Origin of the sequence: Flavobacterium flabelliforme (assembly GCF_017948675.1) — a bacterium.
GTDB lineage: Bacteria > Bacteroidota > Bacteroidia > Flavobacteriales > Flavobacteriaceae > Flavobacterium > Flavobacterium pygoscelis.
On sequence record NZ_JAGFBU010000028.1, the window covers coordinates 1 to 730 of the forward strand.

Here is a 730-nt window from a genome sequence, read left to right on the forward strand (position 1 = left end):
AAAACATCAAAATCGGACGTGATAATTTCTTTGATTTTCTAAGAGCTCATGCCCTATTGGTACCCAAACAACGCAATTTTACACGAACTACAAACTCTAATCATCTATTTACAAAATGGAAAAATTTGGTACAAAATAAAGTACCTAATCAACCAGAAGAACTCTGGGTAAGCGACATTACTTACTTGCGTCTTAATGGAAAAAATGCCTATTTAGCACTCGTAACAGATGCTTATTCTAAACAAATAATGGGTTTTCATGTAGCTACAAACATGAAAGCTTCTTTATCAATAGAAGCTTTAAAGATGGCTCTTAAAAATAGAAAATATCCAAATAGAAAATTAATACACCATTCCGACAGAGGATTCCATTACTGCTGGCCAGAATATGTGAAAATGTTACAGGATAACGAAATTATTATAAGTATGACTGAACAATATGATCCCTATGAAAATGCGTTAGCGGAACGTTTAAACAAAACATTGAAATATGAATTTGGACTTAACCAAACTATCCCAAATAAAACAATAGCAGTAAAAATGGTAAAACGCGCTGTAAAGATTTACAATACACTTAGACCACATAACAGCTTAAACGGTAGAACTCCTGTTAGTGTTCATATAAAGGCTAACATTCCATACAAATCCTATCGTAGGAATAAAGAAATTATTTATCTAAATTTGAATTGAAAACACAGTAAAAATGTGTCAACCTATTTCAGGACTTTACA

1 protein-coding gene is annotated in these 730 nt (G+C 31.8%); it reads left to right on the forward strand.

Annotation, left to right across the window (positions count from 1 at the left end; translation table 11 throughout):
• Positions 1 to 689: IS3 family transposase (locus tag J3S90_RS15720; RefSeq protein ID WP_210646976.1), on the forward strand; the 689-nt coding region annotated here is incomplete at its 5' end.
• Positions 690 to 730: the final 41 nt, after the last annotated feature.